The following is a 16,483-nucleotide window of genomic DNA, read 5'->3' on the forward strand; positions in this document are numbered from 1 at the left end:
CTGCTTCCCTTGCCGGATGCGGGCGGGCATCCTGCTCGTCACGAAGCTGGAGGGAACGAGGTTGGACCGAGGCGCGACGCAGCGACGCGCGCCGGTGTCTGCCCCCTGCCCCCTCCACGCCGCATCCTGGACGCGTCGCCGCCTGATCGCGGCCGCGTGCCGCATTCGGAGGGACGATCGACCATGGCCCTGATGAACCGCCGCGCCGTCCTGGCCGGCGCCGCCGCGCTTCCCACTGGCGGCGCGCTGGCGCAGGACTTCCCCACCCGCACCGTCACCATGGTGGTGGGCTTCCCGCCCGGCGGGCAGGCGGACCTCGCGGCACGGCCCGTCGCCGCGGCCATGGAGCGGAACCTGCGACAGCCCGTCGTGGTGCAGAACCGTCCCGGCGCCGCGGGCGGGCTGGGCAGCGCCTTCGTGGCCCGCGCGCCCGCCGACGGGCACACGCTGCTGATGGCGCTCTCCTCCCTCGCGGTGATCCCGGAGGCGGAACGCCTCTTCGGCCGTCCGGCCCCCTATGAGGTGAGCCAGTTCGCGCCGATCGGCCTGGTGAACGCCGACCCGACCATGCTCGCCGTTCCGGCCTCCGCGCCCTGGCGCACGCTGGAGGAGTTCGTCGAGGCGGCGAAGGCGCGGCCCGGCGACATCCCCTACGGCTCCTCCGGTCCCTACGGCACGCTGCACGTCGCCATGGAGATGTTCTGTGCCTCCGCCGGCATCCGCCTGCTGCACGTGCCCTTCCAAGGCGCGGGCCCGGCGATCACCGCGCTTCTCTCGGGCAACATCCAGGCGCTCGCCAGCGCGCCGGGCACGCTGACCCAGCACGTGCAGGGCGGACGGGTGCGCGTCCTGGCCTGCTGGGGCGCCCAGCGCGCTCCTGCCTTCCCGGACGTGCCGACCTTCATGGAGCGCGGCTTCCGCGACGTGGAGTTCTACATCTGGGCCGGGCTGCTCGCCCCTGTCGCAACCCCCACTCCCATTCAGGCGCGGCTGCGCGAGGCCTTTCGCGCTGCCATGCAGGATCCGGAGGCGCTGCGCGCCTTCGAGGCCGCAGGCAGCCCGCCGCGCTACATGGATGCGCCGGATTTCGCCCGCTTCCTGGCGGAGGACAGCGCTCGCCTCGTGCGCGCGGTGCAGCGCATCGGGCGGGTGGAGTAGCCGCGCCTCAGCGCAGGTTGAGGATTCGCGGCGCCCGGAAGATCGGGCCGCCTTGCGCCTGCCGCTCCAGCGGCTCGATCACCATCCATTGCCGGCCACGGGCCAGGGGCGTGGTGCCGTTGCGCACCGTCTCACGCCCGGCCGGCGCGCGGACGGCGAGGATGGCTTCGGGCTCGGGCCCGCCCGAGCCGCCCTGGCGATGATCCCAGAAGCGCACCGCGCCGGTGTCGAGGTGCATCCAGCCACCATAGGCGCCCACCCCCCCCCCGCGCATCGCCACCGCCTTTTCGATCGCGGTCCCAAGGCGGTTCGCCGGCAGCCATAAGTCGAGGGCGCGGGCCGAGAGGTGCTGGCTGCCGGGCACCCCGCCCACCGCTGCGTTGGTGCGCGGGCTGCGATAGCCGGACAGGACGGAGAACTGGTTCACCCGCGCCTCGCGCCCCAGGCGCCACAGCAGGTCGAGCACGGCGGGATCGAACTGCTTCACCTCGCCGGTGCGCCAGTCGCGCATCACCTCCGAGAATTCCTCGATCGCCTTCTGGTCATGGCCCGACTCGTTGCGATACGGGCCACGGAACCATGCCCCGGTATGGGTGAACTGCACGGCCAGCCGCCGCACCTCGCGCGAAGCGGTGGGGCGTCGCGACTGGGCGGCAGCTTGGTTGGAGAGCAGGAGCGGGGCAGCGCCAGTCAAGCCTGCCAAGATGGCACGTCGTCCGAACAAAAGTTCCACTCCCTCCCGAACATGGCGCGGGGCCGAGATGCGAGGGCTCTGTATCGTCGAAGCGAAGCCAAGTCATCATGCAACGGATTGGAAGGTTGGCAACCCGGCGTTACTTTCGGCGGCCGCGCCTGATCCTTCCACGCATTGGGCGAGCGGGCCGGATGGCGCAGGGCTCGCGATCCGCCTAGGCTCGACGGCCCAAGGGCGAAGGAAACCGGGACGCATGAACACCGAATCGGCCGAGGCCAAGATCACCGCATGGCTCGCCACCCAGCAGGACGCGATGCTGCGCGTTCTGGAAGCGATGGTGAACACGGATGGCGGCTCCTACGACAAGGCGGGGGTGGACGCGGTCGGCGCCCAGATCCGCGCCTTCTGCGAGGAGCATGGGCTGAAGGTCGAGACGGTGCGCGGCGAGCGCTACGGCGACTGCCTGCGCGCCATCCTGCCGCATGAGGGTCCGGCCAAGGCGCGCGGCAACCAAGCGCAGAACATCGTCCTCATGGGCCATCGCGACACTGTCTTCCCGAAGGGCGAGCCGCAGCGCCGACCCTTCACCGTCCAGGACGGCAAGGCCTTCGGCCCCGGCGTCGCCGACATGAAGGCGGGGCTGGTGATGAACATGTTCGTGCTCGCGGCCTTCGCGAAGTGCGGCGGCGCCCCCGGCCCGCTGGTCGGGCTGTTCACCGGCGACGAGGAGATTGGCTCCCCCGAAGGCCGCGCGGTGATCGAGGAGGAGGCGCGCGGGGCCCGCGTGGTCCTCAACTCGGAGCCGGGACGGCCCGGGAATGGCGTCGTGACGGGTCGCAAGGGCGGCGTGTTCATGGTCTTCGACATCGAGGGCAAGGCCGCGCATTCGGGCGGCAATTTCGAGGCCGGCATCTCCGCCATCGGCGAGCTGGCACACAAGATCACCGCCATCCACGCCCTGACCGACCTCGGCCGCGGCATCACGCTCAATGTCGGCCTCGTCGCCGGCGGGCAGAGCGTCAACACCGTGGCGCCGCACGCCCAGGGCCAGATCGACCTGCGCTACGTGAACCCCGAGGACCGGGACGAGGTGATGGCGAAGATCGAGGCGATCATCGCCCGCGCCCATGTCCCGGGCACCAAGGCACGCCTCGCGATCAAGGGCGAGTTCCGTCCGCTGACCCAGGACGCGGCGGCGGCGCGGCTCTTCGACCTGTACCGCTCGGTCAGCGAGGCGCCGGTGGAGGGCGTGTTCTCCGGCGGCTGCGCCGATTCCGGCTTCACCGCCGACATGGGCGCGCCCACGATCTGTGCCGTCGGCCCGGTGGGCGGCAACGCGCACAGCCCCGAGGAATGGCTCGACGTCTCGACCCTGGTGCCGCGCGCCCAGGCCGCGGCGCGCGCGATCCTGCGCCTGGAGGAAGCCGGGCTGTGACGCGGCGCTGAGCCGAGCGTATAGGAGGGGCGATGGATCTGCCGCCCACCGGCACGGAACTGGCCCCGCCTCCTTTCACCCTGATGCGCCCGGCGCGTCAGGAAGCCCCGGTCGTGCTCGTTTCCGCGCATTCCGGGCGCCGTTATCCGGTTGAGTTCCTCCAAGCGGCTCGCCTCGACCCCCTTGCCCTGCGCAAGAGCGAGGACGCCTTCGTGGAGGAACTCCTCGCTGCCGCGCCGGAGCTCGGCCTGCCGCTGCTGGCGGCGGAGTTCCCGCGCGCCTTCTGCGACGCGAACCGGGAGCCCTGGGAACTCGACCCCGGCATGTTCGACACGCCGCTGCCGCATTGGGTGAATAGCGCCAGCCCGCGCGTTGGTGCCGGCCTCGGCACCATCGCGCGCATCGTCGCCTCGGGCGAGCCGATCTACCGGCGCCGCCTTTCCTTCGAGGAGGCGGAGCGGCGCGTGCGCGGTTGCTGGGAACCGTTCCACGCCGCCCTGCTTGCGCTGATCGGCGAAACGCAGTCCCGCTTCGGCTCCTGCCTCGTGCTCGACTGCCACTCCATGCCGAGCCAGGCCCTGCCCGGTACCCCCGCGCCGGAGATCGTGCTGGGCGACGCGCACGGCACCGCCGCCAACCCGCGCGCCGTGCGCCATGTCGAGACCTCGCTACAGCGCCTGGGGTTCCGGGTGCGGCGCAACGATCCCTATGCCGGCGGCTACATCACCCGCCGCTATGGCCGCCCGCGCGAGGCGGTCCACGTGGTGCAGATCGAACTCGCGCGCTCCCTCTACATGGACGAGTCTCGGATCGAGCGAGGCCAGGGCTTTGCCGCCATGCAGGCACGCCTGACCGGCTTCCTCGGCGAAATGGCAGAGACCGACTGGACCATGCTGGGCTAACGCCGGAGCCCTCGGTGCTCAGGCCCGGCCGAGCCACTCCCTGAGGGCGGCGCCCGCCGCCTCGGGATCCTCCATGGTCGGCAGGTGGCCGCAGCCGGCGAAGCGGCGCAGCACGGCGTTCGGGATTGCCGCCGCCATTTCCTCCGCCAGTTCGGGCGGGGTCAGTACGTCCGCCTCTCCCACCCCGACCAGCGCTGAGACGGCAATGCTCGGAAGGAGAGGGCGGGAATCGGCCCGCCCCATGATGGCACGCTGCTGGCGCAGAAATGCCTCGGCGCCGACGCGCGCCGCCATCTCCTTCACCTCCTCGGCCAGGGGAGTGTCGAGGCGCGAGCGATGCAGAAGTTGCGGCAGGAGGCGCGGCGTGACGCCACGGAACTGGCCACGCTGCGACAGGGCGATGAGGTCGAGGCGCTTGCGTCTCGCCTCCTCCGAGTCCGGCCGGGCCGAGGTGTCCAGCAAAGCGAGGGCGGCGACGCGCGGGCCGGCCTGGCGCATCACCTCCAACGCGACATAGCCGCCCATCGACAGCCCGGCGACGGCGAACCGATCCGCGCCTTCCATCAGCGCGAGGGCGCGCTGCGCCATCCCCGCCATCGTCTCGTCCAGCGTCAGGTCTGCCACGACCGGCGCAGCGACACCTTCGACGGCGCCCAGGCAGTCGCGCCACAGCCGTGCGTCGCACAGCAGCCCAGGGAGGAGAAGAAGCGGAATGGCCATCCCCCGGGCATAGATGGCCTGCGAGAACCCCGCAAATCCCCCGGGAGTGCTTGCTTTTCCGGCCGCGCGGGCGCATATGCGCGGTGTTCGCAGACGAGGGCGGCCTGACCGCCCGCTCGGCCGCGCGCCTTTTCCCTGGGCTCACCCCCGGCTGGCGACGCGGCCTCGCAAGGCGCTAGGAAGCCCAGACTTGACCGACACCACCGAGAATACCCCGGCCGATCCGGCTGCGGAGACCCTCACCGAAGGCCCCACCCGCACGCCGGTGACCCCCGACTCCCTGCCCGAGCCCGCCCGCGAGGGCGAGCCGGTGGTGGACGGCGCCGAGCCTGCCGAGACGCCCGACTCCCTGCCGGAGGCCGACCGCGCGGGCGCCGACCCGCTGACCGGGCCGGATGACGGCGGCGAGGCCGATGCCCGCATCGACGAGCGCCGCGCCGAGGCCGAGCCCGTGGCGGAAGCCGAAGCGGTTGCCGAGGCCGAGCCTGTCGCCGAGGAGCCGCGCACCGTCTTCGCCGACTTGGGCCTGTCCGAGAAGCTTCTCCGCGCGGTGGAGGAGTCGGGCTACAAGCACCCGACCCCGATCCAGGAACAGGCCATCCCCATCGTGCTGATGGGCCGCGACGTGCTGGGCTGCGCCCAGACCGGCACGGGCAAGACCGCGTCCTTCACCCTGCCGATGATGGACATCCTGGCCGGTTCCCGCGCCAAGGCGCGCATGCCGCGCTCGCTGATCCTGGAGCCGACGCGCGAGCTGGCGCTGCAGGTGGCCGAGCAGTTCGTGAAGTACGGCAAGTATTTGGGCCTGACCCACGCGCTGCTGATCGGCGGCGAAAGCATGGACGACCAGAAGGCCGCGCTGGAGAAGGGCGTGGACGTGCTGATCGCCACGCCGGGCCGCCTGCTCGACCTGTTCGACCGCGGCCGCATCCTGATGGCCGATTGCAAGTTGTTGGTGATCGACGAGGCGGACCGCATGCTGGACATGGGGTTCATCCCCGATGTCGAGCGCATCGGCTCCATCATCCCGGCGCTGCGGCAGACGCTGTTCTTCTCGGCCACCATGGCGCCGGAGATCCGCCGCATCGCCGATGCCTTTCTCCGCAACCCGAAGGAGATCACGGTCAGCCGCCCGGCGACGGTCGCGACCACCATCACCGCCGGGCTGTTCTACGTGCCCGAGATGGACAAGCGCGAGGCGCTGCGCCGCCTGATCCGGCGCGAGCAGGTGCAGAACGCCCTCATCTTCTGCAACCGCAAGCGCGACGTGGACATCCTCTACAAGTCGCTCAAGAAGCACGGCTTCTCCGTCGGCGCGCTGCATGGCGACATGGACCAGTCGGCCCGCTTCGCCACGCTGAACGCCTTCAAGGCGAACGAGATCCGCCTCCTAGTGTGCTCGGACGTCGCGGCGCGCGGCCTCGACATCGGCGGGCTTTCCCACGTCTTCAACTTCGACGTGCCCTTCCACTCCGAGGACTATGTCCACCGCATCGGCCGCACCGGCCGTGCGGGGCGCGAAGGCCACGCCTACACGCTCGCGACGCCGGAGGACGGCAAGCTGGTGCAGGCGGTCGAGAAGCTGACCGGCGCCCCCATCCCCCGGATGGAGATCGAGGGGATGGAGCCCATCACCGAGGCGGAGATCGCCGAGGCGATGACCCGCAAGCGCGGCGGGCGCGGCAGCCGGGCCGATGCCGGGCGCGGCGAGCGCTCGGGCGGCCGGGACCGCCATGGCCGCGGCCGGGAGCGCGACCGCGACGAGCGCCCGCGCCGCGCTGCTGCCCCGCCTGCCACTCCCGCTGCCGAGGAAATGACGGAGGAGCGTCCGCGCCGCGAGGAAGCCCGCCGGCGCGACGAGCGTCCGCGCCGCGAGGAAGCCCGCCGCGACGAGCAGCCGCGCCGCGACGAAGCGCGCCGTGACGAGCCGCGCCGCGACCGGGAGCGCGACGACCATCGCCGCCGCGACCGCGACCGCGACGATCTGGGCCCGCCGGTGCGCGGCTTCGGCGACGATGTGCCTGCCTTCATGCTGATCCCCATTCCGCGCCCTCGGAAGCCGCGCGCGGAGACGGGCGCCCCCGAGGGCGATGCGGCCGAGGCCGCCTGATTCCGGGCCCGCCCGGGCCGGAGGGCCCGGGCGACTGACAAGGGCGGGACGCGCGCGCTAAACAGCGTCCCCAGGAGGATGATTCCGATGAACGTCGTCACGCCGGCCAAGACCAGGCATGCCCCCTTCCAGTGGGAGGACGCGCTGCTGCTCGACGAGCAGCTGACCGAGGATGAGCGGATGATCCGCGACGCCGCGCGGGCCTTCTGCCAGGACCGGCTGATGCCCGGCGTGCTCATGGCCAACCGGACCGAGACCTTCGACCGGTCCATCATGAACGCCTTCGGCGAGCAGGGCTTCCTGGGCGCGACCCTGGAAGGCTATGGCTGCGCCGGCGTGTCCTATGTCGCCTATGGCCTCATGGCGCGCGAGGTCGAGCGGGTCGACAGCGGCTACCGCTCCGCCTTCTCCGTGCAGTCCAGCCTCGTGATGTATCCGATCCACGCCTACGGCTCCGAGGCGCAGAAGCAGAAGTTCCTGCCCAAGCTGCGGACCGGCGAGTGGGTGGGCTGCTTCGGCCTGACCGAGCCGGATGCCGGCTCCGACCCCTCCTCCATGCGGACGCGGGCGAAGAAGGTGGATGGCGGCTACCTGGTTTCCGGCTCCAAGACCTGGATCACCAACTCCCCCATCGCCGATGTGTGCCTGGTCTGGGCCAAGAACGACGAGGGCGAGCTGAACGGCTTCCTGCTCGAGCGCGGCATGAAGGGCCTCACCACGCCCAAGATCGAGGGCAAGTTCAGCCTCCGCCCCTCCGTCACCGGCATGATCATGATGGATGAGGTCTTCGTGCCGGAGGAGAACCGCCTGCCGGGCGTGCGCTCCTTCGCCGGCCCCTTCTCCTGCCTCAACCGTGCCCGCTACGGCATCGCCTGGGGTGTGCTGGGCGCCGCCGAGTTCTGCATGCATGCGGCGCGCGACTACACGCTGAACCGCAAGATGTTCAACAAGCCGCTGGCCCAGACGCAGCTTATCCAGAAGAAGCTGGCGGACATGGAGACGGAGATCACGCTCGGCCTGCAGGCCGCGCTGCGCGTCGGCCGCCTGTTCGACGAGGGCAAGGCCGCGCCGGAGATGATTTCCCTCATCAAGCGCAACAATTGCGGCAAGGCGCTCGACATCGCGCGGGTCAGCCGCGACATGCATGGCGGCAACGGCATCGTGGACGAGTACCACGTCATCCGCCACGTCATGAACCTCGAGACGGTGAACACCTACGAGGGCACGCATGACGTGCATGCGCTGATCCTCGGCCGCGCGATCACTGGCCTGAACGCCTTTGGCTGAAGCGGTCGAAACCAAGATCGAGGCAATGGGGGCCGGGGGCGACGGGATCGCCCCCGGCCCTCTCTTCATTCCGTGGACACTTCCCGGCGAAAGGGTGCGCGCCACGCCGGGCGCCAAGGGACGCGCGCGGCTGGAGGAGGTGCTTGCCCCCTCGCCCGAGCGCGTCGCGCCGCCCTGCGTGCATTTCGGCCCCTGCGGCGGCTGCGCCCTCCAGCACTGGTCGCTCGACGCCTATGCCGAATGGAAGCGCTCGCGCCTCGTCGAGGCGCTGTCGCGGGCCGGCTTTCCCGACGCGCCGGTCGCGCCCGCCTTCGTCACGCCGCGCAATTCCCGCCGCCGCGTCGATTGGGGGTTGGAGCGCCAGGCGGATGGCTCGGTCGCCATCGGCTTCCATGAGCGCCACGGCACTGCGCTGGTGCCCATGCAAGAATGCCACATCCTGCGGCCGGAACTGGTCGCGCTGCTCGGGCCGCTGGCCGCGGCGCTCCGCGGGCTGGAGGGGCTGCGGCGTCTCGGCACCGCGGTGGTGAACTGGCTCGACACCGGCGCCGACCTCCGGCTCGACACGGACGGCCCGCTCACCGAGGGGGACCGGCGCCGCTTGGCCGCCTTCGCGGCGGAGCAGGGCATCCCCCGCATCGCTTGGCGGAACGAGGTGGCGGCGCAGCGCGGCGCCGTCGCCGTCACCCTGGCCGGTGTGTCCGTCGCCCCGCCGTCCGGCGCCTTCCTGCAGGCGACGCCGGAGGGCGAGGCGACCATCATCGCCGCCGTTCTTGCCGCCCTGCCCTCCAAGATGCCGCCGCGCGCTCGCCTCGCGGATCTTTATGCCGGCATCGGTACCCTGTCCTTCCCCCTCGGGTCGCGCGGCGTCGTGGATGCCTTTGAGAGCGACACCCCGGCTGTCGAGGCGCTGAAGCGCGCCGCGGGCGGCGGGCGGGTCCGGGCGCAGCGGCGCGACCTAGTCCGCCAGCCCCTGCTGCCGCTGGAACTCAAGCCCTATGCCGCCGTGGTGCTGGACCCGCCCTTCAACGGCGCGGTGGATCAGGTGGCGCAGATCGCACGCTCGGCCGTGCGGCGTGTCATCTACGTGTCCTGCAACCCGGCCGCGCTGTCGCGTGACGGCGCGGCGCTGCGGGCGGCGGGGTTCGAAGTGGAGTCGGCGGTGCCGGTGGATCAGTTCCTGTGGTCGCCGCACCTCGAATCCGTCGTTGCCTTTACTCGGTGACTTCCTATTTGCTGGACCGAACCCAGCTTGGGAGGGATCCGTCCAATGAGCACCCATCGTCGTGGCCTTTTCGCAGGCAGCGCGGCCATCGCCACGGCCATGGCGCTTCCCGCGGCCGCGCAGAACGCACCGGCCGCCGCAGCGCCTCCTGCCCAGGCCCAGGCGCCGGGCTTCTACCGCTTCAAGGTCGGCAACCTCACCGTCACCACCGTGCATGACGGGTTCTTCCGTCGCCCGGTGGAGGGCTTCGTCCGCAACGCCCCGGTCGCCGAGGTGCAGGAGGTGCTGCGGGACAGCTTCATGCCGACCGACACCCTCACCGTCCCCTTCACCCTCACCTTCGTGGAGACGCCGCGCGGCCTGGTCGTGTTCGACGCCGGGACGGGCGGGCAGATGGCGCCGACCGCCGGTCAGATGGGCGCGAATCTCCGCGCCGCCGGGCTGGACCCTGCGCAGGTGCGGGCTGTCGTCGTCTCGCACTTCCATGGTGACCACATCACCGGCCTGACCACGGCGCAGAATGAGCCCGCCTTCCCGCAGGCCGAGATCTTCGTGCCCGCCGCCGAATGGGCGTGGTGGACCGACGAGGGCAACCGCAGTCGCTCCCCCGAGGGCCAGCGCGGCACGTTCGAGAACACGGCGCGACGCTTCGCCCCGTATCGCGACCGCATCCGGCAGGTGCAGGACAGGGCGGAGGTGCTGCCGGGCATCCGCGCCATCGCCGCGCACGGCCATACGCCGGGCCACACCTGCTACCATGTCAGCGACGGCGACGCGCAGATGATCTTCCTGGCCGACATCACCAACCGGCCCGAGATCATGATGCCGCGCCCCGACTGGCAGATCGTGTTCGACTTCGACCCGGAGGCGGCGGCCCAGTCCCGGCGCCGCATGCTGGACCGCGTGGCGACCGACCGCATCCGCGTCACCGGCTACCACTTTCCCTTCCCGGCCAATGGCCACGTGGCGCGCCAGGGCCAGGGCTTCCGCTTCGTCGCGGCCGACTGGACGACCGCGCTGTGAGCCGGCGCCTCCTTCTCGCCGCGCCCGCCCTGTTGCTGGCGCATCGCGCTGTCGCGCAGGGCTCCGCGCCCGCCGCGCAGCCGGCTCCGACCTCGCCCGGCTTCCACCGCTTCCGGCTGGGGGAATGGACCGTCACGACGCTGCATGACGGCTTCGTGCGGCGCCCCAACGCGCTGCAGGGTCTGGTGACCAACGCGCCCGCCGAGCAGGTCCAGGCCACGCTGGACGAGGCGGCGCTCCCCGCGCAGGGTCTCGTGAATCCCTATGTCATCACGACGCTGCGGACGCCGCACGGCGTCGTGTTCTTTGATGCCGGCACTGGCGCGGGGCAGATGGCGGCGGGCACCGGGCAGCTGCCGCGCAGCATGGAAGCCGCCGGCATCCGGCCAGAAGAGGTGACGCTGGTCGTCGTCTCGCATTTTCACGGCGACCACATCACCGGCCTGACGACCGCCGAGAACCGCCCCTTCTTCCCCAATGCCGAGATCGCCGTCCCCGCGACGGAGTGGGCGTGGTGGAGTGACGAGGCGAACCGCAACCGCTCGCCCGAGTTCCAGCGCGGCAATTTCGCCAACACGGCACGCCGCTTCGCACCGCTGCGCGATCGGATGCGCACCTTCGATGACGGGGCCGAGGTGGCGCCGGGCATCCACGCGATCGCGACCCATGGGCACACGCCGGGCCATACGGCCTTCCACGTCACCAGCGGCAACGAGCAGATGTTCGTGACCGCGGACACGGCCGGGCGTCCCGAGCTTTTCCTGCGGCACCCGAACTGGCATTCCGTCTTCGACTTCGACGGCGCCATGGCCGCGGAAAGCCGGGTCCGCCTGTTCAGCCGCATCGCGGATGAGCGGGCGCGGCTTTGCGCCTATCACTTCAACTTCCCCGGCACGGGGTATATCGCCCGGCAGGGCGACGGGTTCCGCTTCGTGCCGGCGGACTGGTCGGGCGCGATCTAGTCTGGAGGGGCGCTCAGCCCTTCAGATGCTCCTGCAGCCTCGGCATCAGCTCGACGAGGTTGCAGGGGCGGTGCCTCGCATCCAGCTGCCAGCGTAGGATGTCGTCCCATCCATCCTTGCAGGCCCCCGTGCTGCCCGGCAGCGCGAAGAGGTAGGTTCCGCCTGCTACGCCGCCGATGGCGCGCGACTGCATGGTGGAAGTCCCGATCTTCGCGAAGCTGATCATGCGGAACAGTTCCCCGAAGCCCTCGATCTCCTTCTCGAGGACGCGGGCAAAGGCCTCGGGCGTCACGTCGCGGCCGGTGATGCCGGTGCCGCCGGTGGAGATGACGCAATCCACCTCCGGGTCGGCGATCCAGCCACGCAGCCTCGCCTGGATCAGGTCGGCCTCGTCGCGCACGATGTCGCGGGCGGCCATCACGTGGCCCGCCTCCTGGATGCGGGCGGCCAGCGTGTCGCCAGACCGGTCGGTGGACAGGTCGCGCGTGTCGCTCACCGTCAGCACGGCGATGTTAACCGGGATGAAGCGGCGGGACTCGTCGATGGGCATACGGCCTAATTGCCCCTCTGGGGCCTCGCCCGCAACATCGCCGTGACCGCTTCCGTCCCCTGGAATTCCGGAAACTGCCCGCCCGCGATGGCATCGAGGCTCGGCGAGGGCAAACCCAGCCGGTTCGCGTAGATCCAGGAGAAGGTAAGGACTCGCTGGACGTAGTTCCGCGTTTCCGTGATCGGGATGCTCTCGATGAACAGCAGCGGGTCGTCCCGGTGACGCTGCGCCGGCAGCCAGCGCTGGAGGTTGCCGGGTCCCGCGTTGTAGGCGGCGAGGATCCGGATCAGGTCGCCGCCCGTCGCCTCGTGCCGGGCAAGGTAGTGGATGTAGCGCTGGCCGATCTCCAGCGAGAACCCAGGCTCGTGCAGCCGGTTCACCCGCTCCCCACGCAGCGTGGGGTCGTTCGCGACATAGGAGGCGGTGGCCGGCATGATCTGCAGCAGGCCCCGCGCGCCGGCCGGGCTGACCGCGCTCGGGTCGAAGCGGCTTTCCTGCAGGGCGATGGCGTAGATCAGCGATGGGTCCATGCGGAACCCGTTGGCCGGCAGCAAGGTCGGCAGCGGGAAGCGGGAGGTGTCGCGGCCACGTGCATCCTCGCCCTGCGCTGCATTGGCGACGGCGGTCGCGACGCTCGCCATGCCCGCCTGATGCGCCACGGAAAGGATGCCCTGCACCACCAGCCGGTTGTTGCGCGCCCGCCGGTGCAGGAGGCGCAGTTCCGCCTCCGCGCGCTCGGTCTGGCCCACCTGCAGCAAGGCCAGGGCGCGCCATCCTCCATCCGTCTCCGCAATGGCGGCGGCGTGGGTTTCGCCCGCCACGTCCCGCTCCCAGACCAGGCCGGGCGGCAGGCCGAGCGTGCGGCGCGCGATCATGCCGTAGAAGGTGCGCGGCTCCTGCGCCGCCTGGAGCATCCAGGGCACGTATTGCGTCGGCCGCCGCGCCCGCACCGCGGAGCGCGCGGTCCAATACGCGGCCGATGCCCGAAGCGCCGCCGCGGCCGAGTCGGCCCGCGCGGCCCGCTCGAAGGAGGAGTAGGCGAGGTCCCAGCGCTCCAGCGCCCAGGCGCTCAGCCCCACCTGGAAGGCCGCGAGCGCATGGCCCGGGATATTCCGCAGCGCGTCCTGGGCGAGGCGCAGCGCCTGCTCATCCTTGCCCTGGCGGAACAGGACCTGCGCCGCCTCGGCCTTGAGCTGCGCCGCATAGGCCGGAGTGAGACCGCGGGTCCGGGCGAGGTGCGAAAGGATCGCATCGACCTTGCCCTCGGCGGCGCGCGCCGCGACGGTGCGGTCCAGCGCCGGGTTTCGGGTGAAGCTTTCCGGCCCATTGCTCCGCTCCTCCGGCATCTCCGCGAGGCCGGGCAGTTCCGGCTGCTGCGGGGGCGGCGGGGCCGACGCGCCGCGCGGAAGCTTGGCCAGCAGCGTGTCGTGAATGGCAGGCGCGTCGGGAAGGTCGGAGAAATCCGACAGCCAAGCCTGAAGCTCGGCGGCACCGCCCTGCCCGCGCAGTAGGCGGTCGGCGAGGAGGTGGCCCATCAGGCGCCGGTCTTCCAGCCGCTCCGCCTCGCGGGACGCGGCGGCGAAATCGCCTCGACCCTGCGCCTCGAAGGCCCGGCGCATCCGGGCCGCGTCAAGGGCGGTCATGGGCTGGGGAAGCCCGGTGGTGGTTCGCGTCCGGCCCTGGGAAGGGGCGGTCTGGTCTTGGGCCCGCTGCGCGGTGGCCGGGGGGAGCCCGGCGCCGAAAAATGCCGCCAGGCTCAAGAAGGCCAGGCGGCGGCGGGCCATGGGGCAGAGCGCGCTCATGGTTCCCTTGCCCTACACAGCGCCCCGACCCCCGCGCAAGCCTTAACCAAAGCTTTCTGTCCAATATCAGGCAGAAAGATTCGGCCGTGTCGCGGCAACCCCACTGGCAGGCTCAAATCGTCACATTCCCGCCATCATTCAGTTTGCGGCGCAGCGCCAGCAAGTCGCGCCACGCGTCACGCTTGGCTATCGGATTTCGCAACAGATACGCAGGGTGCAAGGTCGGCAGCGCGGGAATGACTTCGCCGTGACTTGACGTGAACTTGTGCCACTTGCCACGCAGTCTAGTGATGCCCTCACGCGTCTGGAGCAGCCCCTTGGCCGAAACGCCCCCCGCCAGCACCAGCAGGTGTGGCCGAGCCAGGGCGATGTGGCGGTGCAGGAAGGGCATGAACAACGCCACCTCGGCGTCGCTCGGCGTGCGATTCCCTGGCGGCCGGTAGGGCAGGATGTTGGTGATGTAGAGGTTCGACTCACGCGACAGGCCGATCGTCGCCATCATCCGGTCCATCAGCCGTCCCGACACCCCCACGAAAGGCCGGCCCATGCGGTCCTCGTCGGCGCCCGGGGCCTCGCCGATCACCATCACCGACGCGCTGGGCACGCCATCCGCGAAGACGAGCTGGCTGGCGGTTTCGCGCAGCGGGCTGCCCTCGAAGCGCGCCATGGCCTCGCGCAGCGCCTCCAGGGTCGTTGCGCCGGCTGCGAGTTCGGCCGCCACGCCGCCTGGGGGGCGAAGCAAGGCCAGTGCGGGGCGCGGCAGGGTGGGCGCCTGAACGGGTTCGGGAACCGGGAGGTCGCGGCGCTGCGGCTCTGCCAGGATCGCCTCGTCGGCGCCCATGGCGGCCTGCCAGGACAAGGCGGCCAGCAGGGCCTGTCGGGTCGTGTCCTCCATCGTCCCCCTTCTACCGCGCCGCGCCGCTTCGCGTTAGGTTCCGCCGCAGCATTCATGGGGAAAAGCCGGGACATGAGCGAGAATCACGAGGAGGCGATGGCCGAAGAGCGCGAGGCCATGGAGTTCGACGTGCTGATCGTCGGCGCCGGGCCCGCCGGCCTCGCCGCCGCGATCCGGCTGAAGCAGCTCTCGCCCGACGCCGCCGTCTGCGTGGTGGAGAAAGGCGGCGAGGTCGGCGCGCACATCCTTTCGGGCGCGGTGCTCGAGCCGCGTGCGCTGGACGAGCTGATCCCCGACTGGCGGGACGATCCCCCTGCCCTCGCGACGCCGGCCGGCGAGGACAAGTTCATGCTGCTGACGGAGACGCGGGCCTTCAAGCTGCCCACGCCGCCCAGCATGAACAACCACGGCAACTACATCGTCTCGCTCGGCAACGTCGTGCGCTGGCTCGGCGCCAAGGCCGAGGCGCTGGGCGTCGAGATCTACCCCGGCTTCGCCGCCTCCGAGACGATCATCGAGGATGGGCAGGTCAAGGGCGTCGTCGCCGGCGTCATGGGCATCGAGAAGGACGGCGCCAAGGGCGGTGGCTACCAGCCCGGCATGGAGCTGCGCGCCAGCTACACCCTCTTCGGGGAGGGCTGCCGCGGCTCGCTCACCAAGCGCCTCTTCGAAACCTACAAGCTGCGCGAGGGCGCGGCGCCGCAGACCTATGCCATCGGCATCAAGGAGCTGTGGGAGATCCCCAGGGAGAAGCACCAGCCCGGCCTCGTCTGGCACTCCGTGGGCTGGCCGCTCCCTTCCGACACCTATGGCGGCTCCTGGCTCTACATGCTGGGCGAGAACCTGGTTTCCATCGGCTTCGTCGTCGGGCTCGACTACCCGAACCCGTGGCTCTCCCCCTTCGACGAGTTCCAGCGCTTCAAGCACCACCCCGCCGTGAAGGCGATGCTGGAAGGCGGCAAGCGCATCTCCTACGGCGCCCGCGCGCTGAACGAGGGCGGGTTCCAGGCCATTCCGAAGCTGGTCTTCCCAGGTGGGGCGCTGATCGGCGATGCGGCGGGCTTCCTGAACGTGCCTAAGATCAAGGGCACCCACACCGCGATGAAGAGCGGCATGCTGGCCGCCGAGGCGATCGCCGAGGCGCTGGAAGCCAAGACCCCCGTCCTCGACGCCTATCCGCGCAAGATGGAGGCGTCCTGGGTGTGGGAGGAGCTTCGTGCGGTGCGCAACATCCGCTCGGGCTTCGGCAAGTTCGGCTTCTGGGGCGGCATGGCCAATGCCGCGCTCGACACCTACCTGTTCCGCGGCCGCGCGCCCTGGACCATGACGCACCACCAGGACCACGAGACGCTGCGCCGCGCCGACGACGCGCCTCGCATCAACTACCCGAAGCCTGATGGCGTGCTGTCTTTCGACCGCCTCTCCTCCGTGTTCCTGTCGAACACCAATCATGAGGAGAATCAGCCCGCCCACCTGGTCCTGAAGGACCCCGGCCGCTGGCTACCCGAGAATTGGGAGAAGTACCGCTCGCCCGAAAGCCGCTACTGCCCGGCGGCTGTGTATGAGGCGGTCGGTGTCGAGGAGGGCAATCCCCACCTCGTGATCAACGCGCAGAACTGTGTCCACTGCAAGACCTGCGACATCAAGGACCCGACGCAGAACATCGACTGGCGCACGCCGGAAGGCGCGGGCGGGCCGAATTATCCTGGAGGGATGTGAT

General features: G+C 70.8%; 14 protein-coding genes. 9 read left to right on the forward strand and 5 right to left on the reverse strand.

The features are described 5' to 3' along the window. Positions 1–183: 183 nt before the first annotated feature. Positions 184–1,158 (forward strand): Bug family tripartite tricarboxylate transporter substrate binding protein, encoded by a 975-nt coding sequence (locus OF850_RS18535; RefSeq protein WP_301591838.1) that lies wholly within the window; start codon positions 184–186, stop codon positions 1,156–1,158. A 7-nt stretch (positions 1,159–1,165) separates the two neighbouring features. Here OF850_RS18535 and OF850_RS18540 read toward each other — a convergent pair whose 3' ends face one another. Next, positions 1,166–1,861 carry a DUF882 domain-containing protein gene (locus OF850_RS18540; RefSeq protein ID WP_301591839.1) on the reverse strand — a complete coding sequence of 232 codons (696 nt, stop codon included), beginning with the start codon at positions 1,859–1,861 and terminating at the stop codon, positions 1,166–1,168. Positions 1,862–2,105: 244 nt separating this feature from the next. Here OF850_RS18540 and OF850_RS18545 point away from each other — a divergent pair, with 244 nt between their 5' ends. Together OF850_RS18545 and OF850_RS18550 are read left to right on the forward strand one after the other, a co-directional pair. After that, on the forward strand, positions 2,106–3,287 hold the full coding sequence (locus OF850_RS18545; protein WP_301591840.1) for a M20 family metallopeptidase: 1,182 nt from the start codon (positions 2,106–2,108) through the stop codon (positions 3,285–3,287). 32 nt (positions 3,288–3,319) lie between these two features. Beyond that, a complete protein-coding gene (locus OF850_RS18550; RefSeq protein WP_301591841.1) occupies positions 3,320–4,189 on the forward strand; it encodes an N-formylglutamate amidohydrolase in 870 nt (289 codons plus the stop codon). A gap of 18 nt (positions 4,190–4,207) precedes the next feature. On the opposite strand, the gene OF850_RS18555 is transcribed toward OF850_RS18550, so the two are convergent. After that, on the reverse strand, positions 4,208–4,909 hold the full coding sequence (locus tag OF850_RS18555; protein ID WP_301591842.1) for an alpha/beta fold hydrolase: 702 nt from the start codon (positions 4,907–4,909) through the stop codon (positions 4,208–4,210). A 190-nt stretch (positions 4,910–5,099) separates the two neighbouring features. On the opposite strand from OF850_RS18555, the gene OF850_RS18560 reads away from it, so the two are divergent. From OF850_RS18560 to OF850_RS18580, 5 genes are all read left to right on the forward strand, one after another. Continuing rightward, positions 5,100–7,019, forward strand: a complete 1,920-nt coding sequence (locus OF850_RS18560) for a DEAD/DEAH box helicase (protein WP_456314453.1) — start codon at positions 5,100–5,102, stop codon at positions 7,017–7,019. Positions 7,020–7,106: 87 nt separating this feature from the next. Next, positions 7,107–8,306 carry an acyl-CoA dehydrogenase gene (locus OF850_RS18565; protein ID WP_301591843.1) on the forward strand — a complete coding sequence of 400 codons (1,200 nt, stop codon included), beginning with the start codon at positions 7,107–7,109 and terminating at the stop codon, positions 8,304–8,306. Beyond that, complete coding sequence (locus tag OF850_RS18570; protein ID WP_301591844.1) at positions 8,299–9,531, forward strand: class I SAM-dependent RNA methyltransferase; 1,233 nt, start codon at positions 8,299–8,301, stop codon at positions 9,529–9,531. The genes OF850_RS18565 and OF850_RS18570 overlap by 8 nt, the downstream gene beginning before the upstream one ends. 45 nt (positions 9,532–9,576) lie before the next feature. Beyond that, entirely contained in the window at positions 9,577–10,554 is a 978-nt protein-coding gene (locus OF850_RS18575) for an MBL fold metallo-hydrolase (RefSeq protein WP_301591845.1), read from the forward strand. Then, a complete protein-coding gene (locus tag OF850_RS18580) occupies positions 10,551–11,516 on the forward strand; it encodes an MBL fold metallo-hydrolase (protein WP_301591846.1) in 966 nt (321 codons plus the stop codon). Before OF850_RS18575 ends, OF850_RS18580 begins: the two co-directional genes overlap by 4 nt. 13 nt (positions 11,517–11,529) lie before the next feature. On the opposite strand, the gene moaB is transcribed toward OF850_RS18580, so the two are convergent. From moaB to OF850_RS18595, 3 genes are all read right to left on the reverse strand, one after another. Further along, on the reverse strand, positions 11,530–12,066 hold the full coding sequence (gene moaB / locus OF850_RS18585; RefSeq protein WP_301591847.1) for a molybdenum cofactor biosynthesis protein B: 537 nt from the start codon (positions 12,064–12,066) through the stop codon (positions 11,530–11,532). Between the two features lie 5 nt (positions 12,067–12,071). After that, complete coding sequence (locus OF850_RS18590) at positions 12,072–13,709, reverse strand: lytic transglycosylase domain-containing protein (RefSeq protein WP_301591848.1); 1,638 nt, start codon at positions 13,707–13,709, stop codon at positions 12,072–12,074. A 271-nt stretch (positions 13,710–13,980) separates the two neighbouring features. Then, complete coding sequence (locus OF850_RS18595) at positions 13,981–14,763, reverse strand: uracil-DNA glycosylase (protein ID WP_301591849.1); 783 nt, start codon at positions 14,761–14,763, stop codon at positions 13,981–13,983. A 72-nt stretch (positions 14,764–14,835) separates the two neighbouring features. Between OF850_RS18595 and OF850_RS18600 the strand changes: the two genes are divergently transcribed. Beyond that, on the forward strand, positions 14,836–16,482 hold the full coding sequence (locus tag OF850_RS18600) for an electron transfer flavoprotein-ubiquinone oxidoreductase (RefSeq protein WP_301591850.1): 1,647 nt from the start codon (positions 14,836–14,838) through the stop codon (positions 16,480–16,482). Position 16,483 lies beyond the last annotated feature (1 nt).

The sequence above is a fragment of the Sabulicella glaciei genome (assembly GCF_026183895.1).
GTDB lineage: Bacteria > Pseudomonadota > Alphaproteobacteria > Acetobacterales > Acetobacteraceae > Roseococcus > Roseococcus glaciei.

Bases quoted from the DNA above. Each gene is read 5' to 3' on its own strand.
- OF850_RS18535 (WP_301591838.1), top strand. From the start codon at position 184: ATGGCCCTGATGAACCGCCGCGCCGTCCTGGCCGGCGCCGCCGCGCTT.
- OF850_RS18545 (WP_301591840.1), top strand. From the start codon at position 2,106: ATGAACACCGAATCGGCCGAGGCCAAGATCACCGCATGGCTCGCCACC.
- OF850_RS18550 (WP_301591841.1), top strand. From the start codon at position 3,320: ATGGATCTGCCGCCCACCGGCACGGAACTGGCCCCGCCTCCTTTCACC.
- OF850_RS18555 (WP_301591842.1), bottom strand. From the start codon at position 4,909: ATGGCCATTCCGCTTCTTCTCCTCCCTGGGCTGCTGTGCGACGCACGG.
- OF850_RS18565 (WP_301591843.1), top strand. From the start codon at position 7,107: ATGAACGTCGTCACGCCGGCCAAGACCAGGCATGCCCCCTTCCAGTGG.
- OF850_RS18575 (WP_301591845.1), top strand. From the start codon at position 9,577: ATGAGCACCCATCGTCGTGGCCTTTTCGCAGGCAGCGCGGCCATCGCC.
- moaB (WP_301591847.1), bottom strand. From the start codon at position 12,066: ATGCCCATCGACGAGTCCCGCCGCTTCATCCCGGTTAACATCGCCGTG.
- OF850_RS18590 (WP_301591848.1), bottom strand. From the start codon at position 13,709: ATGACCGCCCTTGACGCGGCCCGGATGCGCCGGGCCTTCGAGGCGCAG.
- OF850_RS18595 (WP_301591849.1), bottom strand. From the start codon at position 14,763: ATGGAGGACACGACCCGACAGGCCCTGCTGGCCGCCTTGTCCTGGCAG.
- OF850_RS18600 (WP_301591850.1), top strand. From the start codon at position 14,836: ATGAGCGAGAATCACGAGGAGGCGATGGCCGAAGAGCGCGAGGCCATG.